The organism is Singulisphaera sp. GP187 (assembly GCF_900129635.1).
In the GTDB taxonomy this organism is placed as follows: Bacteria; Planctomycetota; Planctomycetia; order Isosphaerales; family Isosphaeraceae; genus Singulisphaera.
This window is the reverse complement of the sequence record NZ_FSRB01000002.1, coordinates 614,207-629,898: the sequence shown is the minus strand read 5'-3', so window position 1 is coordinate 629,898 and position 15,692 is coordinate 614,207. Positions and strand designations below refer to the sequence as shown.

The 15,692-nt window shown below is 63.6% G+C and carries 13 protein-coding genes and 1 pseudogene; 6 read left to right on the top strand and 8 right to left on the bottom strand.

Annotated features, from left to right (window positions below; translation table 11 throughout):
- Positions 1–83 precede the first annotated feature (83 nt).
- Complete coding sequence (locus tag BUS42_RS26970) at positions 84–794, top strand: hypothetical protein (protein WP_074312195.1); 711 nt, start codon at positions 84–86, stop codon at positions 792–794.
- Positions 795–948: 154 nt separating this feature from the next.
- Positions 949–1,206: a hypothetical protein gene (locus BUS42_RS26965; protein ID WP_074312193.1), complete on the top strand. Its 258-nt coding sequence runs from the start codon at positions 949–951 to the stop codon at positions 1,204–1,206.
- Between the two features lie 119 nt (positions 1,207–1,325).
- Here BUS42_RS26965 and istB read toward each other — a convergent pair whose 3' ends face one another.
- The 5 genes and pseudogenes from istB to BUS42_RS45420 all read right to left on the bottom strand — a co-directional run bounded on the left by istB (position 1,326) and on the right by BUS42_RS45420 (position 5,896).
- Complete coding sequence (istB, locus tag BUS42_RS26960) at positions 1,326–2,201, bottom strand: IS21-like element helper ATPase IstB (RefSeq protein ID WP_074312191.1); 876 nt, start codon at positions 2,199–2,201, stop codon at positions 1,326–1,328.
- On the bottom strand, positions 2,198–3,700 hold the full coding sequence (gene istA / locus BUS42_RS46165; protein ID WP_074312189.1) for an IS21 family transposase: 1,503 nt from the start codon (positions 3,698–3,700) through the stop codon (positions 2,198–2,200). Before istA ends, istB begins: the two co-directional genes overlap by 4 nt.
- Positions 3,701–4,013: 313 nt before the next feature.
- The gene (locus BUS42_RS26950) at positions 4,014–4,478 is read right to left on the bottom strand and encodes a hypothetical protein (RefSeq protein WP_074312187.1); all 465 of its coding nucleotides are present in this window, start codon (positions 4,476–4,478) and stop codon (positions 4,014–4,016) included.
- 259 nt (positions 4,479–4,737) lie between these two features.
- Complete coding sequence (locus BUS42_RS26945; RefSeq protein WP_074312185.1) at positions 4,738–5,211, bottom strand: hypothetical protein; 474 nt, start codon at positions 5,209–5,211, stop codon at positions 4,738–4,740.
- Between the two features lie 310 nt (positions 5,212–5,521).
- Positions 5,522–5,896, bottom strand: a pseudogene (locus BUS42_RS45420) (GxxExxY protein).
- Positions 5,897–6,843: 947 nt separating this feature from the next.
- Here BUS42_RS45420 and BUS42_RS26930 point away from each other — a divergent pair.
- Both BUS42_RS26930 and BUS42_RS26925 read left to right on the top strand, forming a co-directional pair.
- A complete protein-coding gene (locus BUS42_RS26930; RefSeq protein WP_074312181.1) occupies positions 6,844–7,896 on the top strand; it encodes a DUF1559 family PulG-like putative transporter in 1,053 nt (350 codons plus the stop codon).
- Positions 7,897–8,213: 317 nt separating this feature from the next.
- Positions 8,214–8,951 (top strand): peroxiredoxin family protein, encoded by a 738-nt coding sequence (locus tag BUS42_RS26925; protein ID WP_159452303.1) that lies wholly within the window; start codon positions 8,214–8,216, stop codon positions 8,949–8,951.
- Here the strand turns inward: BUS42_RS26925 and BUS42_RS26920 are convergent.
- Positions 8,915–9,295, bottom strand: a complete 381-nt coding sequence (locus BUS42_RS26920) for a hypothetical protein (RefSeq protein ID WP_074312177.1) — start codon at positions 9,293–9,295, stop codon at positions 8,915–8,917. The two genes, BUS42_RS26925 and BUS42_RS26920, sit on opposite strands and share 37 nt — an antisense overlap.
- 261 nt (positions 9,296–9,556) lie before the next feature.
- Positions 9,557–12,217: a M16 family metallopeptidase gene (locus BUS42_RS26915; RefSeq protein ID WP_074312175.1), complete on the bottom strand. Its 2,661-nt coding sequence runs from the start codon at positions 12,215–12,217 to the stop codon at positions 9,557–9,559.
- Positions 12,218–12,909: 692 nt separating this feature from the next.
- Between BUS42_RS26915 and BUS42_RS26905 the strand changes: the two genes are divergently transcribed.
- Positions 12,910–14,079, top strand: a complete 1,170-nt coding sequence (locus tag BUS42_RS26905; RefSeq protein ID WP_074312173.1) for a PP2C family protein-serine/threonine phosphatase — start codon at positions 12,910–12,912, stop codon at positions 14,077–14,079.
- Positions 14,080–14,122: 43 nt separating this feature from the next.
- A complete protein-coding gene (locus BUS42_RS26900; protein ID WP_074312171.1) occupies positions 14,123–15,304 on the top strand; it encodes a trans-sulfuration enzyme family protein in 1,182 nt (393 codons plus the stop codon).
- Positions 15,305–15,340: 36 nt separating this feature from the next.
- Here the strand turns inward: BUS42_RS26900 and yidD are convergent, their stop codons facing one another.
- Positions 15,341–15,490, bottom strand: coding sequence for a membrane protein insertion efficiency factor YidD (gene yidD, locus BUS42_RS26895; RefSeq protein ID WP_256386225.1), 150 nt, complete (start codon positions 15,488–15,490; stop codon positions 15,341–15,343).
- Positions 15,491–15,692: the final 202 nt, after the last annotated feature.

The following is a 15,692-nucleotide window of genomic DNA, read 5'->3' as shown; positions in this document are numbered from 1 at the left end:
GCGCGACAGCGGTCGCGATCGGAACCGTTCCCGACCCGGTTGTGACGGGCGGTTTCTCGGCCTCAAGAGTATCGGACAACGCCATGACAAGAGAATCCCCTCTCCACCGGACCGAAGCCAATGAACGACATCGGGGTCCCAACCCGGGTGCGGTGGCTCTCGTCTTCACAGCCCTATTCTTGGCCAGCCTCATTCCGGTCACCGGGCTCGTCAGCGAGCCTCATTTCCCGTCGCCGCTCCAGCCGGCTGGCGAGATTGTGACCTATTTTCAAAGCGAATCCGCCAAAGTACGTCTCTGTGCGTTCCTCCAGTTCGGCTCGTCCATTCCCCTCGGTATTTTCACGGCCACGATGGTGAGCCGCCTCCGATATCACGGTGACGAGGCCGCGGGGGCCACGATCGCTCTCTTCGGCGGGCTGTCTGCGTCGTTCTTCGTCGCGCTTTCGGCCCTGGTTCAATGGACCATCGGACAGCCGGGCATTGCGGATAGCGCCTCTCTGGCTCGCGCGCTCTACTTCCTGCTGGTGGCGACAGGAGGGGTGGGTTACAGCGTGCCGCTCGGCCTGCTGATCGCGGGTATCAGCATCCCCGCGGCGTTCCTGCGTCTCCTGCCGCGATGGCTGGTCATGCTCGGCCTAATCGTGGGCGTCATCGGTGAATTGAGCAGCTTGAGCCTCATCATCCCCCAGGCGTTGTTTCTCATCCCGCTGACTCGTTTCCCTGGCTTCTTCTGGCTCATCGCCGCGGGCTTTAAGCTCCCGCGGTCACGGCCAGGCGAAAGCGGACGTGCCTGACCGTCGCAACGGCCCCTTCCAATCCGATCGAGGGTTACAATATGGACCTGTCGAGACTCATTCGCGCGAAGAGGGCTTCAGAGATGAGACGAGGCAAAGTTGGCATGTGGCGAGGGGTCAGGCCACGGGAGATGCGGAGCGGGAGATCCCTCGGATGACCGCAAAAACCGAACGGCAGATCTTTCGCTGGCTCCACCTGATTCTGAGTATCCCCATCCTCGGGTTGATCTACGGTCCGGTGGCGGAGATCCCCAGTGCGGCATTGGCGACACGATATGTTTTCGTCCCGATTGTGATCCTGTCCGGATTCTGGATGTGGAAGGGACACGTCGTGCGAAGATATCTCTCCGGCCCGAAGCGCCAAGCCAGGACCAAGCAATCTGGCGATCGTTACATGAAGTCATCAGGTTAGGAACAGGCTCAGAAGCAGCGAGTCCGGTGGCCGTCGCTCCAAGGGTCGTGAGACTGTGAACGTCGGTCGAAAAACGTAGCGCACGCCGGTTGAAAAACGTAGCGCCCGGTAAACAGACGTTACCTGTTTGAGCTCGGGTCGTCCACAGGGGACGATCGCTCAGCCACTCGACTTTCGTTCACAAGGTCCGTGCTCGATGCCCTCCTGGCGCGATTCAAACCATCCGGAGCCGCGTGACGACGCTTCGCTTCCTTGAGGCGATAACTCTCACTACCCGTCTCCACGATGTGGCAGCGGTGCGTCAGGCGATCCAACGCAGCCGCCGTCAAGCTCGCGTCCAAGAGAACCTCCGTCCAACGCTCGAACGGCAGGTTCGTCGTCACGATCAGACTGGTTCTCTCATATGATGTGCTGATTACATCAAAGAGCAACTCCGCTCCCACCTTGCTCGCGGGCACGTAACCCAACTCGTCGAGCACGAGCAGGTCCAGCTTGCTCAACTGGCCTTTCAGCCTCGCCAGTTGGTGTTGATCCCGGGCCTCCAGCAGGCTCGTGATCAGTTCGGTCACCCGCACAAAACGCACCCGCTTACCTCGCTGGCATGCCTCCACCGCCAGCGAGGTCGCGAGGTGCGTCTTCCCCGTACCCGACGCGCCGACAAACAATACATTCTCTCGCTTGTCAATGTAATGGCATCTCGAAAGATCGTGCAACAGAATCTCGGGGATCACCGCCTGCGCCGCGAACGCGAATTCACCCAGCGTCTTCACCGCGGGGAACCGTGCGCCCTTCAGTCGCCGCGCCGCCGCCTTCCGCTCCCGCTCGATCATCTCCAGTTCGCACACCCGCGACAGGTAACCCAGATGGTCCACTCGTTCACTCGCGCACTGCCGGGCGACCTTCTCGCACTCCGCCCAGATCGTCGGCAGTTTCAATGACCTCAGCATCGGCTTCAAACGTACCAAGTCCCCCGGAACCGAGTTTGGCTTGCTCATGACGGCACCTCCCCGCACAACGAACGGTAGCCGCTCAGGTCCGGCGCCGGGACGCTCACGCGTTGCAAGTGGGGGCGGCTCTCCAGATCCAACCTCGCCGTCGGCCGATCCCGCCGGTGCTCGAGGATCAACCGCACCCCGTCGACCGCCGACACCTCCAGGCTCAAGGCCTGCTCAACCGCCGCGGTCAACTCCTCGAGCGTGGCTCGTTCCAGGAGTCGCAGGACGCGGATATACTCGACCTGGCCTCGCGACCCCTGGTCCTCGGCCAGGCGTCCACGGAGTGTGGCGAAGCACCTCGGCAACTCCCAGCCCGCCAGGGGCAGGGCGAAGTCCAACGCCCCGGGCTTCCGCTCCAGCAGGCCGAGGTAATGCACCGGATCGAAGATCGTCCGACAGCGATCCCAGGATCGAGGATGGTCGGCGACGATCGTTTCGGTCGTCTCCACCCGTACCCGTTCCACGTCCGCCACGACGGTCAGGCGTCGATGTGCGTATCGAGTCGGGACCGAGTAGTCGTTCCGATCGAATCGCACCAGCGACAACGAATTGGCCCGCACCGTCTCCACCTGGCGGATGCTCAACGGCTCCTCGGGTAGGGCCAGCAGCTCGGCCCGCTCCCGCTCCAGGAGCTGGGCGTTGGTTAGGGTCTGGCCCCGCGTCGTGCGGCCCAGGTCGCTCCGGCAGCCCTGCTCCAGGCGTGCATTGAGGGCGTCGAAGGAAACGGCATCGGGGACCGGCACGAGGAAGTTACGACGTGCGTAACCGAGAAGCGACTCAACATGTCCTTTCTCGTTGGGGGAGCGGACGCGACAGAAGTGTGATTCAAACAAGTAATGACTCTTCATTCTGAGAAACTCGGCTGTCCCGCCCTCCCCTCGCTGGCCGATGATCCGAGCCACGGCAATCCGGGTATTGTCGTAGGTGATCCGTCGGGGTACGCCGCCAAAGCAGGCGAAGGCAAGGCGATGTCCCTCCTGGAAGGTGAGCGTACATTCTCGCGGGAAGACGGCGCAGAAGATCGCATCGGAATGAGTGAGCGTCATGACGAACAGCGCGGCGGTCCAGGATTGGCCGGCGATGTTGATGACGGCGCGTCCGAAGTCCGCTTGAGCGTCGCCGGGCCGGTGCACGAGCGGGAGGAAGGCTTCAGCTTGCCCCTCCCGCCAGGTTTGGACGACGCCTTGAACCATGGTCAAGCCGCCCCGGTAGCCATGTTCATCGCGAAGGCGTTGGAAGATGCGACGAGCGGTGTGCCGCTGCTTCCTCGGGGCCTTACGGTCGTCCTGGAGGATTTGGTGGATGATCGGCAAGAACGGCTCGAGCTTGGGCCGGGCGCGGGGCCGGGCCTGGCGATAGCCCGGAGGCTCGTTATGGAGGAGGATCTTTTGGAGCGTATCCCAGTGGATGTCGAACTCGCGGCAGATGGAACGTTTGCTCTGCCCGTCCACGAGGACGCGGCGGCGGATCTCGGCCCAGTTGTGCATGTGCGTGAACACCCATAGACCTCGCGACGCGTGGGGTATCGAGGCGAAACCAGGTTCGCTTTGGTGTACCAGACGCCACGAGTGAATCCATGAGCGCTACGTTTTTCGACCGAACACCGGAGACCGGCGTGCGCTACGTTTTTCGACCGACGTTCACATGAGACTTTTTTTCTCGACGGTTCATGACGGTAACACGCCTCAACGCGGTAGAATGTGATCAGGGAGCGGCCTCGCCAAGGTGCGAGGCCGCTCTCGAGTGCAGTCTTTCCTTCGGGCAAGACCGCGGCCGCCTTCCGCTGGTACCGGGGGGCGGCCGCGCCGGAGGTTAGCGGGTGGTCGCAGTCGGCACGTTCTTGCCCTTGATCGAGCAGCAGGCCTTGCCGGCCTTCTCGACCTTCACCTTGGCCGTCGCCTCATGCGTTGCCACGCAGCAAGCGGCACCCTCGCAGCAGTCGCACGCCTGGCCCGCCTTGGCCTTGGCATCACAGGTGCAGGCATCGCAGACGCAAGCAGCGCCACAGCAATCAGCACAGGCCGACTTGACCTTGGCCGACTCGTTCGCCTTGGCCGCTGTCGCGGACTCGGCCGAGCAGCAAGCGGCACCTTCGCAGCAGTCACACGCCTGGCCCGCTTTGGCATCGATATCACAAGTGCAGAGCTCACAGGCGCAAGCATTTCCACAGCAAACACAGGCCGACTTGGCCTTGGTCTCCGCGAAACTGGCCGATGCTCCGGTGAACAGTGCCAGGACCAGAGCCGTCGCCATCCCGATCATTCCACGCCGATTCATATCTCGTCTCCTCGGTTTCTTCGCCTTTGAATCGCGGTCCGCACAGCGCGGACCGCTCCCGCACCCCGTTTCCAGGGAGGGGGAGGACGTCCCACCGCAACCAACCCAATGGGCAGGCCGTCGTCCTCATCCCCGGTGTCGAAGCTCAAGGTTCGGTGACGGCAGAGCATCGCGGACCCGGCTTGTCCAGGACGGACAGGGGGCGGCGCAAACGCTCTCTCGCCAGCGAAGCCAAAAGGGCTACGTCACAGGGGAGGCGTTAAAACAGGAGGCGTTCGTTGCGGAGATAGAGTGGGGTCTTCGGCGGGTTTTGAACCGCCGGGACCTGCAAGGCGAGCTGGATTCGTGTGGCCGAATCGTCGCCAAAAGGCACGCAAGCCGAGCCTGGGCTCAACTCGGTGCGCCCCTCCGCGGTCGTTCGCGAGGGTTTAGGCGTGGGAGCCACCGGCTCCTGCGACCGGCAGGAGCAAGCCCCGCCGGGTGATGAGGTCGCACACCCCGCCGGAACCTGCGGAATCACCACCGTTGGGCTTACCAACTCAACCGCAACGTTCACCCCATTCGCTGGGACGTCGTTCGTCTTGGTTGTGCAGCACCCACAAACCGTGACACAGGCCCGATCACCTCGCGCCATCGTCGTGCAGGCCGAGGTCTCGCTCGCAGCCAGCGACGCTCCCACGATTGTCGCGAGGACAATCAGCGAGTGACGAAGATGGCGGAGCGTCGTGGACATGCGAATCGTTTCCACTGGGTGTCGGCTACGAACCGACAGAGGTCATCCGGTACTCTTGCAGTTTATGCAGGCCGACGACTCAAGGCAAGGTGAATTGAGGCATAATCCAGCAAGAGCCTTTCACCCGTCGTTACCTGTTCATCGGCATTTCACTGGCTGCATCTGTTGCTTGCTACGTTCGCCGCGTTAGAAAAGTTCGCACAGAGGATTGGGCCTCCTCTTTTGGCTCTTCCGCGGAATCAGTGGGTGGAGGGCATGGGAGGATGAGACACGGAGACACAGGGAAGAAGAGAGAGGGGAAAGAGTTGAGTTAGAGGATCTTTCGTTTGATTCCTTCCTTCGAGACGGGGACGTTGAAGTTCAGGAGGAGGCTGAAGCGGATCTCGCTGAATTTCAGGTACGTCAAGAGTTGAGCCTCGTGGATCGATCGTGACCAGTCTTTCGACGGTTTTCAGCTCGATGACGAGGCGTTCCGGGATGACGATATCCATGTTGCAACAACAATCAAGATGAACGTCCTTGCCATGGACAGGGAGCTTCTGCTACCTCTGAAACAAGATGTTGTTTTGCCGCAATTTATAACACAAATATTCTCGTACGCCGACTCCAGCAATCCCGGCCCGAGCACTCGATGAACCTCGATTGCCGACCCGATCACCCAACCCGCCAAATCTTGAACATTCATAACTCTTCCCTCTCCTCTGTGCCTCCGTGTCTCCGTGGTTCATCCCATTCTCTTCGGCAACAGAAACATCCGGGCCCGGACACTATGCCCTGAGCCGAACCACACCCACAGATTTTGCTGAGGAGCCTGTTTCGTCGGGTCGGCCCAGCTCACCCGACTTATGGCGAAGGTTGAATTCAACAGCTTGACAACGCATGTTTTGGAATCAAAGATAGGGCCTTGATTTCGCAGCCACTCCCATTTTGCGCATGGAAGGCCGTTTGCATGCGACACTGCCCCCGAGACCCCCTGACCGGCGAGAGGACGCGGTGGCTGCTGGCCGCGACCTTGCTCGCATTCGGTCTCGGGTGGGGAGGCAAGGAGGCAACGGCGTCCTCGCTCAAGGCAACGGAGCGTGTTGCGGCGGAAGCTGACGCTCACAGTTGCAAATGCGGCGATCGCTGCCGTGGTCACTCGTGCTGCTGCAAACCGCGAAAACCCCAAGCCACTCTCCCGACCACACCCGTTGCCGAGCCAACGGTCGCAGGGCCCCTGGCTAATGCGAGTCCCTGTCTCAACGCCGCTCCCTGCGGTGATTCGGGCCTGCCCAACGTTCCTTCCGGCGTCTCCACACGCTTCTGCAAGTCCGCCACGCTCACGGAGTTCGGGCAACCCTTGCCCGCAGCGATCAACTCGCTGACGGCTCCCTCCTCGCGGTGCCTCCTCCCGGCCCGGCGGGCCTCCCGCCTCGATAAGCCGCCGAGACCGCTTGCGATCGCCTGATCCTTAGACCGGGTCATCGCTGGCGATGGATCCCGAGAGCTCCGTGCGCGCACGTCCGGTGCGCCCGGAGCCAAGGCAACGTCTTTGCGTGTCCATATCCTGATTCTCGTGTTCCGCGGCTTTCATGGTCGTTGGCTTCACGCCGGTCCACGTACCGAGCGCCCCCACCGGGAGTTGATTCGATTATGCGTCGTCGTCATGGATTCACTCTGATCGAGCTGTTGGTGGTGATCGCCATCATCGCCGTGCTGATCGCACTGCTCCTGCCCGCCGTCCAAGCCGCTCGCGAGGCTGCGAGGCGTGCCCAGTGCACCAACAACTTGAAGCAGCTGGGCATCGCCATACACAATTATCATTCTTCCAACAACAGTTTCCCCGTCGGGTTCCTTTATCCCCAGAATACGGCGGGGCTGCCCGCCCCAGCCCTGCACTATCGCTGGTCGGTCCTGGCCCAGTTGTCGCCTTACCTCGAGCAAACGAACATCTACAATGCCTTGAACATGAATTTTCCACTTGCGGCCGGCCCGACGGGGATCTACGGGGTTGGCGCCTGGACTCCGTTCAACGAGAACACGACGGTGATGACGACGAAGGTCACCTTCTTTCTCTGCCCCAGCGACGCCGCACTGCCACCGACCACCATGGCCGGAGGAATGACTTCGGGGCCGAGCAACTACCAGTTCTGCACCGGGGACGGCTCACCGTTGAGCGCCAACCCGGGCGATGCCGGCGTGACGGTACCCGCCAACGGCGCGTTCGTCCTCGGCCCGGCGCAATCGATCGCCACGATCACCGACGGTTCAAGTGGCACCGTCGCCGCCTCCGAACAGCTCATCGGCTCGGCAGCCGGAGGCGCTTCGACCCAGAGCGGGGCAACACCAAGGCCGCCCGACGTCCGCAGAGCCGCGGCCATTGGCTCGACGCCCCTCTCCGACTCAGCCTGTGCCAACCCAACGGGCTGGAGGCTCGACAAGGGATTCGGCTGGTACGACGGCGACTATCGCACCACCCTCTACAACCACTACCTCGCACCGAATTCCAAGCTCTACGACTGCTGGCAGACCAGCCCACCCCACAATCCCGCCTGGAAGGGAGCACGCAGCAACCATTCCGGTGGCGTGAACGCCCTTTACTGCGACGGCCACGTGCAATTTGCCAAGGACTCAATCAACCTCGCCACGTGGCGAGGCTTAAGCACCCGCAGCGGCGGCGAGGTCGTCTCGGCCGACGCCTTTTGATCCTGATGACGGACGAATCTTCGTCGCAAGCCACGAAACGTTCCCAGCAGCGGGACGAACCCGACCCTATCGGATCAGGCGGCCAGTGCCGGGTCGGGCGGCCGAATGTCGGTTTTTAACCCCGCCAGCCAGGGCGGACGATCTCCATACGTCCGGCCCTGGCATCCCCCCATTCAGGGCTTTGTTCCCTTCACCGAGGCTTCTGTGCGCGGATTGGGTCGTCCTCCATCGCCGCTCGAATGGCCTCTCGCTCACAAACAGGGCCTCGGCCGGTGCTTCAGATTTTCTGGCCGAGGCATGAACAAAGCAAGGATGTCATGCTTAAATGTCTCACCGCTGGTCTATTAGCGTTGATGCTCACCTCACTTGTCCTCTTCTATGCCTGGACCCGGATCCGCGCTGACTCAGAAGCGGCCGAGGCCCCTCGCATGGTCATTATCGAAGGACCGACAAAGCACGCCGTCACACCGATAATGACGGAGGTCAGCCGTACGATGGTCGAGCGCCAGGCTCCCGCCTTCGAATCGACCGATTTCGACGGTCGCCGCTACATCCTCGGCAACCTCGATCGGAAGGGACCGGTCGTTCTCATTTTCGTCAAGGAGGGGTGTCCGTGCAGCGATGCGGCCCAACCTCTTTTCAACCAAGTGCATGCCGCCTATCCCGGTGCCACGTTCCTCGGCGTGATTAACTCCGATGCGAAAACGGCACGACGGTGGGCGGACAAACACCGTGTCCGTTATCCGCTCCTGCTCGATCCCGACCACCGAATCATCCGCGACTACAACATCGAAAATTCCGCATACGTCGTGCTCATCGCCCCGGAGGGACGGATTCGGAAACATTGGCCGGGCTACTCATCGGCGATGCTGCAGGAATTGGGAAGGGACCTCGCCACACTCGTCGGAACGGCCGAACTTCCGCTTGACGTCGCGGACGCCCCTGAGATTCTGTACTCCGGGTGTCCCTTCGAGTTCGAAAGCCTTGACGATCGGAATGGAGAATCAGGCTTGCCCGATCATCGTCTGAAGAAGGCCGGACCATCCACCAGGTAGCGCACCACAAAAAAAGTCAAATTCAGGAAGACTTCATAAAGCACGAAGAAGCCGATCGCGAGACCGACTCCGCGCAGCCGCCTGGTCCAGACGAGATAGGCCGGGGCCGAAACCGTCCAAAAGAGAAGCATCAACCACTGAAAGGAGAGGAGGATCGGCTTGCGGACCACCTTGGAATCGGCAATGCAGCACTGAGTCACGACAAACGCGGAGAGGAACGTCAGCGCATACGGAATTCCCGCCGATTCCCAGGTCAACGCGTAGTGCAACCCCCAGAGCATGCTCACCACAAAAACAAGGACAATCATGTGGGCCCGGACTCGCCACGGCGTGAACTCGACCATCAGGGTAGGTCCTCCATTCCCTCAGTCGCCCAGGAGGGATCTTGATCGAGAAGCGGCTGACGTCGACAAACCGGTTCGACCAGGCAAGGCACACAACGGCGTGCCCAATCGGGACAATGCGAAAAGGCCCACAGAACCAGGCATGAACGCATAAAAAAATCGTCCTTGGAATCCATGGATCCCAAGGACGATCATAACATTGCAAGTGCTCACGCCAAGGGTGAACTCACCGGAAGGCGGAATTCCGATGCCAACCCTGGATCAGCTTATATCGACGTCGACCTCAACCTCGCACCACCCGAGGTCACGAAGCGGTCCGAGCACGACCGAGGCGTCGGCGACCACGACGGCCGCCAACGCGGACGGTTGGATCTGGCGGCGGGCGGTGGCGGCCAAGGAGTCGACGGTCACCGCTTCCAGACGCTCGGCGAAGTGGGCATGGTGGTCGGCGGGGAGCCCGTGGATGAACAGGCCCGCGTAGCGCGAGACCAGGGCCGCGGGGGTCTCGAACTGACGGGCCTGGCCCTCGATCAAGGCGCGGCGGGCGTCATCGAGTTCCGATGCGGTCGGCGGGCGATCGCCGACCAGGGCCTCGATCTCGCCGCGGAGGTCGGTCAGCGCCTCGGCGAGCCGATCGGACTGGAGGCTCGCGCCGACGAAGAAGGGACCCGCGCCGCGTCGGCAGTCGAAGTGGCTGCGGACGCCGTAGGTGAATCCCTTCTCCTCGCGGAGCTTAGCGTTCAGCCGCGACGTGAACTGGCCCCCGAGAATCTGGTTCAGGACGAGCACGTCGGTGAAGTCGGGATCGAGACGGGGCAAGCCCACGTGGCCGACCCGGACGACCGCCTGAGGTGCCCCCGGCTTATCGAGCAGGAGGATCCGCGGCCGCTGGCCCCGCGCGGGGGATGCGAGGGCAGGGGGGGGAGCCTCGGGGCCCGACCAGCCGGACAGGCGTTCGTCCAGGGCCCGGGCGACCTCGGCGGGATCGACGTCGCCGGCCACGATGCAGGCAGCGCGGCTCGGGCCGTGGAATTGTTCGTGGAACCGGCGGACATCCTCGCGGGTCAGGCGGGCGACGATGGCTTCGTCACCGTCGATCGGCATCCGGTAGGCGTGGTCGAGTGGGTAGAGCGCTCGGAGCAAGCCCCGGTGGGCGCGGGCCTCGGCGCTGTCGCGCTCGGCCTTGAGGCCGGCCAGGGTCTGGCCGTGAATGCGCGTCCATTCCGACTCGGGGAAGGTCGGGTTCCGCAAGACGTCCACCGCCAGGTCGAGGCTGGTGAGCCAGTGGGGGGTCAGGCTCTGAAACCCGACATAGGCGCCGTCCCAGCCGCAACTGGTCGAAAGGCTCGTCCCCATCTCCTCGGCCGCGCGGGCCAGGTCGATCGAGGAGCGTGAGGTGGTCCCCTCGTCCATCATCGCGGTCGTGAGCTCGGCCAGGCCGGCGGAGTCGGGCGGGTGCATCCCCGCGCCTCCCCCCAGGGCGATGGTCGCGGCGACGATCGGCAGGTCGCGACGGGGGATCACCCAGAGTGGCAGGCCGCAACGGAGCACCGTCATTTCCGGGGACGGAGCCCGGAACGGGACCGCCGCCGCGCTGACCGGCTTGACGGAACGGTCCAAGGGAGGGGCGGTGGTCGGCTCCTTCTTGCCGAGGACCGTGAGCCGGACCGTGGGGCGGTCGACCAGGTGCCGCCGCGCGACGCTCACAATCGCCTCGGCCGTGGTGGCCTGGAAGCGTTCCAGGTCGGCGGCCATCCACCCGGGGTCGCTCCGGTAGATGTTGTAGGCGTTGAGCCGGTCGGCCACACCGCCGAAGCCGCCGATATTGTCCATCGCGTAAACGTAGCCGGCCAGCCGCCCGTTCTTGACCCGCTCGAGCTCCCCCTCTTCGAGGCCATATTCGGCGAGGTGGGCGAGCTCGGCGTGGAACAAGGCACGCGCTTTCTCCCACGACTCGCCGGGGCGGAGCGTAACCACGGCGCCAAACGATCCGGCGAGCTCGCGGCTCGACTGATAGGCGGTCACGTCCTGGGCTAAACCGGTCTCCACCACCAGCTTGCGATACAAACGACTCGACTTGCCGCGCGACAGGATATCCGCCAGGAGAACGAGCGGGGCGTCATCGCCCTCGAAATGGGCGACGGTCGGCCAGACTTCGTAATACCGGTCGAGCTCGACGCGTTCGTAGAGCAGGATCTCCTCACTCCGCGCCAGCTCCACGGGGGGCGTCCAGGGCCGCAGCGCCTTCGTCCCGCCGGGGAGTGAGCCGAAGTAACGGTCGGCCAGAGCCAGGGCCCGGTCTTCATCGAGGTCGCCCACGAGGCAGAGGCTGGCGTTGCTCGGGACGTAGAACCGGTGGAAGAAGGCCTCGACGTCCTCGCGGGTGGCGGCCTCCACTTCTTCCATCACGCCGATGGTCATCCAGCTATAAGGATGCCCGGGGGGGTAAAGAGCCTCGGCCAGGATCCGCCAGACCATTCCGTAGGGGCGGTTGGCGTAATTTTGCCGGTACTCGTTCTTGACGACGTCCTTCTGAACCCGCAGCTTCTCGTCGGTCAAGGCGGGGATCAAGCAGCCCATCCGGTCCGACTCCATCGCCAGGGCAAGCTCGAGGTGAGCGGCCGGGAGGTCGACGAAGTAGTTGGTCCGGTCGGTCGAGGTCGAGCCGTTGATGCTTGCTCCCAGGCGCTGGAGCGGTTTGAAGAAGTCACCGGGGTAGTGCTCCGACCCCTCGAACATCAGGTGTTCGAACAGGTGCGCAAAACCGCGCTGACGCCGTTCCTCGTTCTTGGAGCCGACGTGATACCAGAGGTTGGCCGCCACCAGGGGCAGGGGCCCTTGACGGCGGACAATCACATCGAGGCCATTGGCCAGCGTGAACTTGGTGAACCCGAGTTCCGGAAGACGAAGGGTGGAGGTCATGAGGTGGGCCGCGTCCCGAGAGAAAGTTCCGTCAGGTCGGACGTGCCCGGTCTGCATAACCCGTCACGCCGAGGGAGTTTCGACACAATCGATTCGAGGCGGACGCGAGGCGCCCTCGAAGAGGCAAAACCGGCGGCACGCGGGCGAGATTCCCGCCGCGCCTGCCAAACTGGCCTGCCTCACAAGCCGTGCCGGTTGCCGAAATCGCTCCTTTTAAGAAAATGATTCCGATTTCGCCGGTCACAAACCCACGATACCCGAAGTAATGACTCATGCCTATCCGGTGGAAACCGCGCGCAGTCGGCCTCATTGACCCTCCATCGTGGATGGGCGATCACGTTCCAAAGAATCCACCATTGGTGGCAACCCCCCTCGCAGTCATTGACACCGTCAGGTAAGATGGTCTGGATTGGCGTGTCTGAGAGTTTTTCTCTTTGCGACATTCGTGAGGGCGTTACAATGCCCCATCCGACCGGAGATGACGTCACGAACCAACGAACGAAAAACGGATTCGGAGGCCGCTCGCCGGTGGGTCGATCCGTCGGGATCGCCCGATTTTGGCTCAGGGCGACGGTCAATAGGCTTAGCTTAGGGCGTTCTCAAGATGTGAACCCTGCTTCCTCACTGTGACCTAAGGTTAGGTCGGGTGTGGTCTCCAAGGTCGCAGGCGTATATAGACACAAGGCCGGGTCGTGAACTGGGACGACATCATCACCGACGCCGCCGCAACCGATACTGGGATGCGTCGCTCGAATAACCAAGACAGCCACTCGGTGGTCCGCGCCTCGACCGCCGAGGTCTGGCGTCAGCGTGGGCACCTGTACATGGTGGCCGACGGTATGGGGGCGCACGCGGTCGGTGAGCTGGCCAGCAAGATGGCCTGCGACAACATCCCCCACAACTACACCAAGACCAAGACCAACACCCCATCCGAAGCGATCACCAAGGCCTATCGCGAGGTCGGCACGCTGATCCACAGCCGGGCCACCGCCAATCGCGACTTCCAGGGGATGGGAACCACCTGCTCGACGCTCCTGCTCTTGCCCCAAGGGGCCCTGATCGCGCACGTGGGCGACTCCCGGGTCTATCGGATCCGCAACGGCCGGATCGACCAACTCTCCTTCGACCATAGCCTGGTCTGGGAGCTGGTCAGGCGCAATCATCTTTCGTCCGAGCACGCGAACGTCGCCGTCCCGAAAAACGTGATCACACGGAGCCTGGGCCCCGACCCCAACGTCGAGGTGGACATCGAAGGCCCCCTGGCCGTCGAGCCCAACGATGTCTATCTGCTCTGCTCCGACGGTCTCTCCGGCCCCGTCACCGACCCTGAGCTCGGCGTCTTCGCGGCCAACTTCCACCCCAAGGACGCCTGCCGCTATCTGGTCAGCCTCGCCAACTTGCGCGGGGGCCACGACAACGTCACGGTGCTCGTCCTCCGCGTCGGCCCCTGGGTTGAGCCCGATACCGCCGACGACCTCTCCACCACCCCCGCCTCCAAGGAACCGGCGAACGGCAAGAAACGCGGGAACTGGAAGAGCACCCTGGCAAAGATGTTCAAAGGACGGGCGCCGACCGTCGAACTTGTCGCCGATCACCCCTACCGCTCCGCCGATTGCCCGATCACTCTCGAAGTGATCGATCGATTCTCCGAGTTGACCCGCAAGATCCAGGCGCACGCCATCGAGCAGGCCTGGTCGCTCGACTGGACCCAGTTCGCCCAGCACCGCCGCCAGGAGGGGGAAGCACGCGCCGCCGGTAATTTGCGAGGCGCCCTCCGCAGCCTGGGCGAAATGATCGCCCTGCTCGGCGTGGCCGCGCGATTCCACCGCAAAGGCGGCTCCGCGACCAGCAGCGCCAGCTAATCAGGGCAAGGCCCCGAGAAGAGTAGCCCCAGGACCGAAACCGATGGCCTCGCCTCAGCCCCCCGATGACTCAACGACTTGCGCCCGACCGGCGGAGGAACCGCCGTCGCGAACGGCCCCCTTGGTGCCGCCGATCGAACTGAGCGCGGTCTATCGGATCGAGGGGCTGGACCAGATCGATGCGCTCTATGAAGGGCGCGAACCCGGCTTCATCTACGCGCGGGACGGGCATCCCAACGCCGTGCGGCTGGCCTCGAAAGTGGCCACGCTCGAAGGGGCCGAGGCAGCCTTGGTCTGCGCCTCGGGCATGGGGGCCGAAGCGGCCCTGCTTTTGACCTTGCTCGGGCCGGGCGATGAGGTGGCCCTCTCCGAGGGTCTGTACGGCCGGACGGTCGCCCTGGTCGCCCGTGAGCTCGCCCGCTTCGACATCGGGCACCGGACCTTCGACGCCACCCGCCCCAGCACGCTCCGCGCGGTCATCGGCCCGAAAACGCGCGTGGTCTTCGCCGAGACGCTTTCGAACCCCCTGGTCCGCCTGGCCGACATCGAAGGCCTGGCCGAAGTCGCGCGCGAGGTCAAGGCACCGCTCGTGATCGACCATACGTTCGCTCCACTGCTCTGCCGCCCTCTGGAGCTGGGCGCGGAGGTCGTGGCGCACTCGGCAACCAAGCTGATCGGCGGCCATAGCGACCTGACCCTCGGCTTGCTCGCCGGCCGAGGCGACCTGATCGGCCGGGTCTCCACCGTGGCCTCGACCTTCGGCCTGACCGGCAACCCATTCGAAAGCTGGCTCGCCCTCCGCGGGGTCGCGACCCTGGCCTTGCGGTCGACCCGCGCCTGCGCGACGGCCCTCGACCTGGCGGAGCGCTTGGCCGGCGTCCGCGAAGTGGCGGCCGTCCACTATCCGGGGCTGCCCGACCACCCCGACCACGCGCGCTCGGCCCGCCTCCTCAAAGGCGGCTTCGGCACCATCCTGACCATCGACCTGACCGAACGCGGCCGAGCCGACGCCTTCATCCGCGGCTTGCGCCACATCCCGTTCGCCCCCAGCCTCGGCGACGTGGCAACGACCCTCAGCCATCCGGCCACCACCAGCCACCGCGGCCAATCCGCCGACCAATGGGCCCGGCAAGGGATCACCCCCGGCCTCATCCGCCTCTCCATCGGCCTGGAAGATCCCGACGACCTCTGGGAAGACCTCCACCAAGCGCTCCAGGCCCGGTGAGCTTCCTCGTTTCGCTCGCCTGAAAAGGCGAGCGAATCATGGGGGGTCATCCCCCGGATCCCAAGGGTGGCAGCGCAAAACCCAGCCGATCCCCTTACCGACGCCCGTGATCAAGCCATACTTGCGCAACGCCCCGATCATATAGCGGCTGCAACTCGGTTCGAAGCGACAGACCGGGCCGAACAGCGAGAGCAGGCAGGGCGGCGGTGGCCGGGCACCTCAATTAGGATATCTGGGAGGCTCAGCGAAGACGAGCTCTCATCGCTAGACTTAACATATCACCCACGTTTATTAATACTCTCACTTTGGGTGCCTGGCCACCGACTTCGGCCCTTGAGGGCAAGATTGGCCAGGGTGGAGATGTCGCAAATTTCGTGCCGAACACTAT

Bases quoted from the DNA above. Each gene is read 5' to 3' on its own strand.
- BUS42_RS26965 (WP_074312193.1), top strand. From the start codon at position 949: ATGACCGCAAAAACCGAACGGCAGATCTTTCGCTGGCTCCACCTGATT.
- BUS42_RS26950 (WP_074312187.1), bottom strand. From the start codon at position 4,478: ATGAATCGGCGTGGAATGATCGGGATGGCGACGGCTCTGGTCCTGGCA.
- BUS42_RS26930 (WP_074312181.1), top strand. From the start codon at position 6,844: ATGCGTCGTCGTCATGGATTCACTCTGATCGAGCTGTTGGTGGTGATC.
- BUS42_RS26970 (WP_074312195.1), top strand. From the start codon at position 84: ATGACAAGAGAATCCCCTCTCCACCGGACCGAAGCCAATGAACGACAT.
- BUS42_RS26920 (WP_074312177.1), bottom strand. From the start codon at position 9,295: ATGGTCGAGTTCACGCCGTGGCGAGTCCGGGCCCACATGATTGTCCTT.
- BUS42_RS26925 (WP_159452303.1), top strand. From the start codon at position 8,214: ATGCTTAAATGTCTCACCGCTGGTCTATTAGCGTTGATGCTCACCTCA.
- BUS42_RS26915 (WP_074312175.1), bottom strand. From the start codon at position 12,217: ATGACCTCCACCCTTCGTCTTCCGGAACTCGGGTTCACCAAGTTCACG.
- BUS42_RS26900 (WP_074312171.1), top strand. From the start codon at position 14,123: ATGGCCTCGCCTCAGCCCCCCGATGACTCAACGACTTGCGCCCGACCG.
- BUS42_RS26945 (WP_074312185.1), bottom strand. From the start codon at position 5,211: ATGTCCACGACGCTCCGCCATCTTCGTCACTCGCTGATTGTCCTCGCG.
- istB (WP_074312191.1), bottom strand. From the start codon at position 2,201: ATGAGCAAGCCAAACTCGGTTCCGGGGGACTTGGTACGTTTGAAGCCG.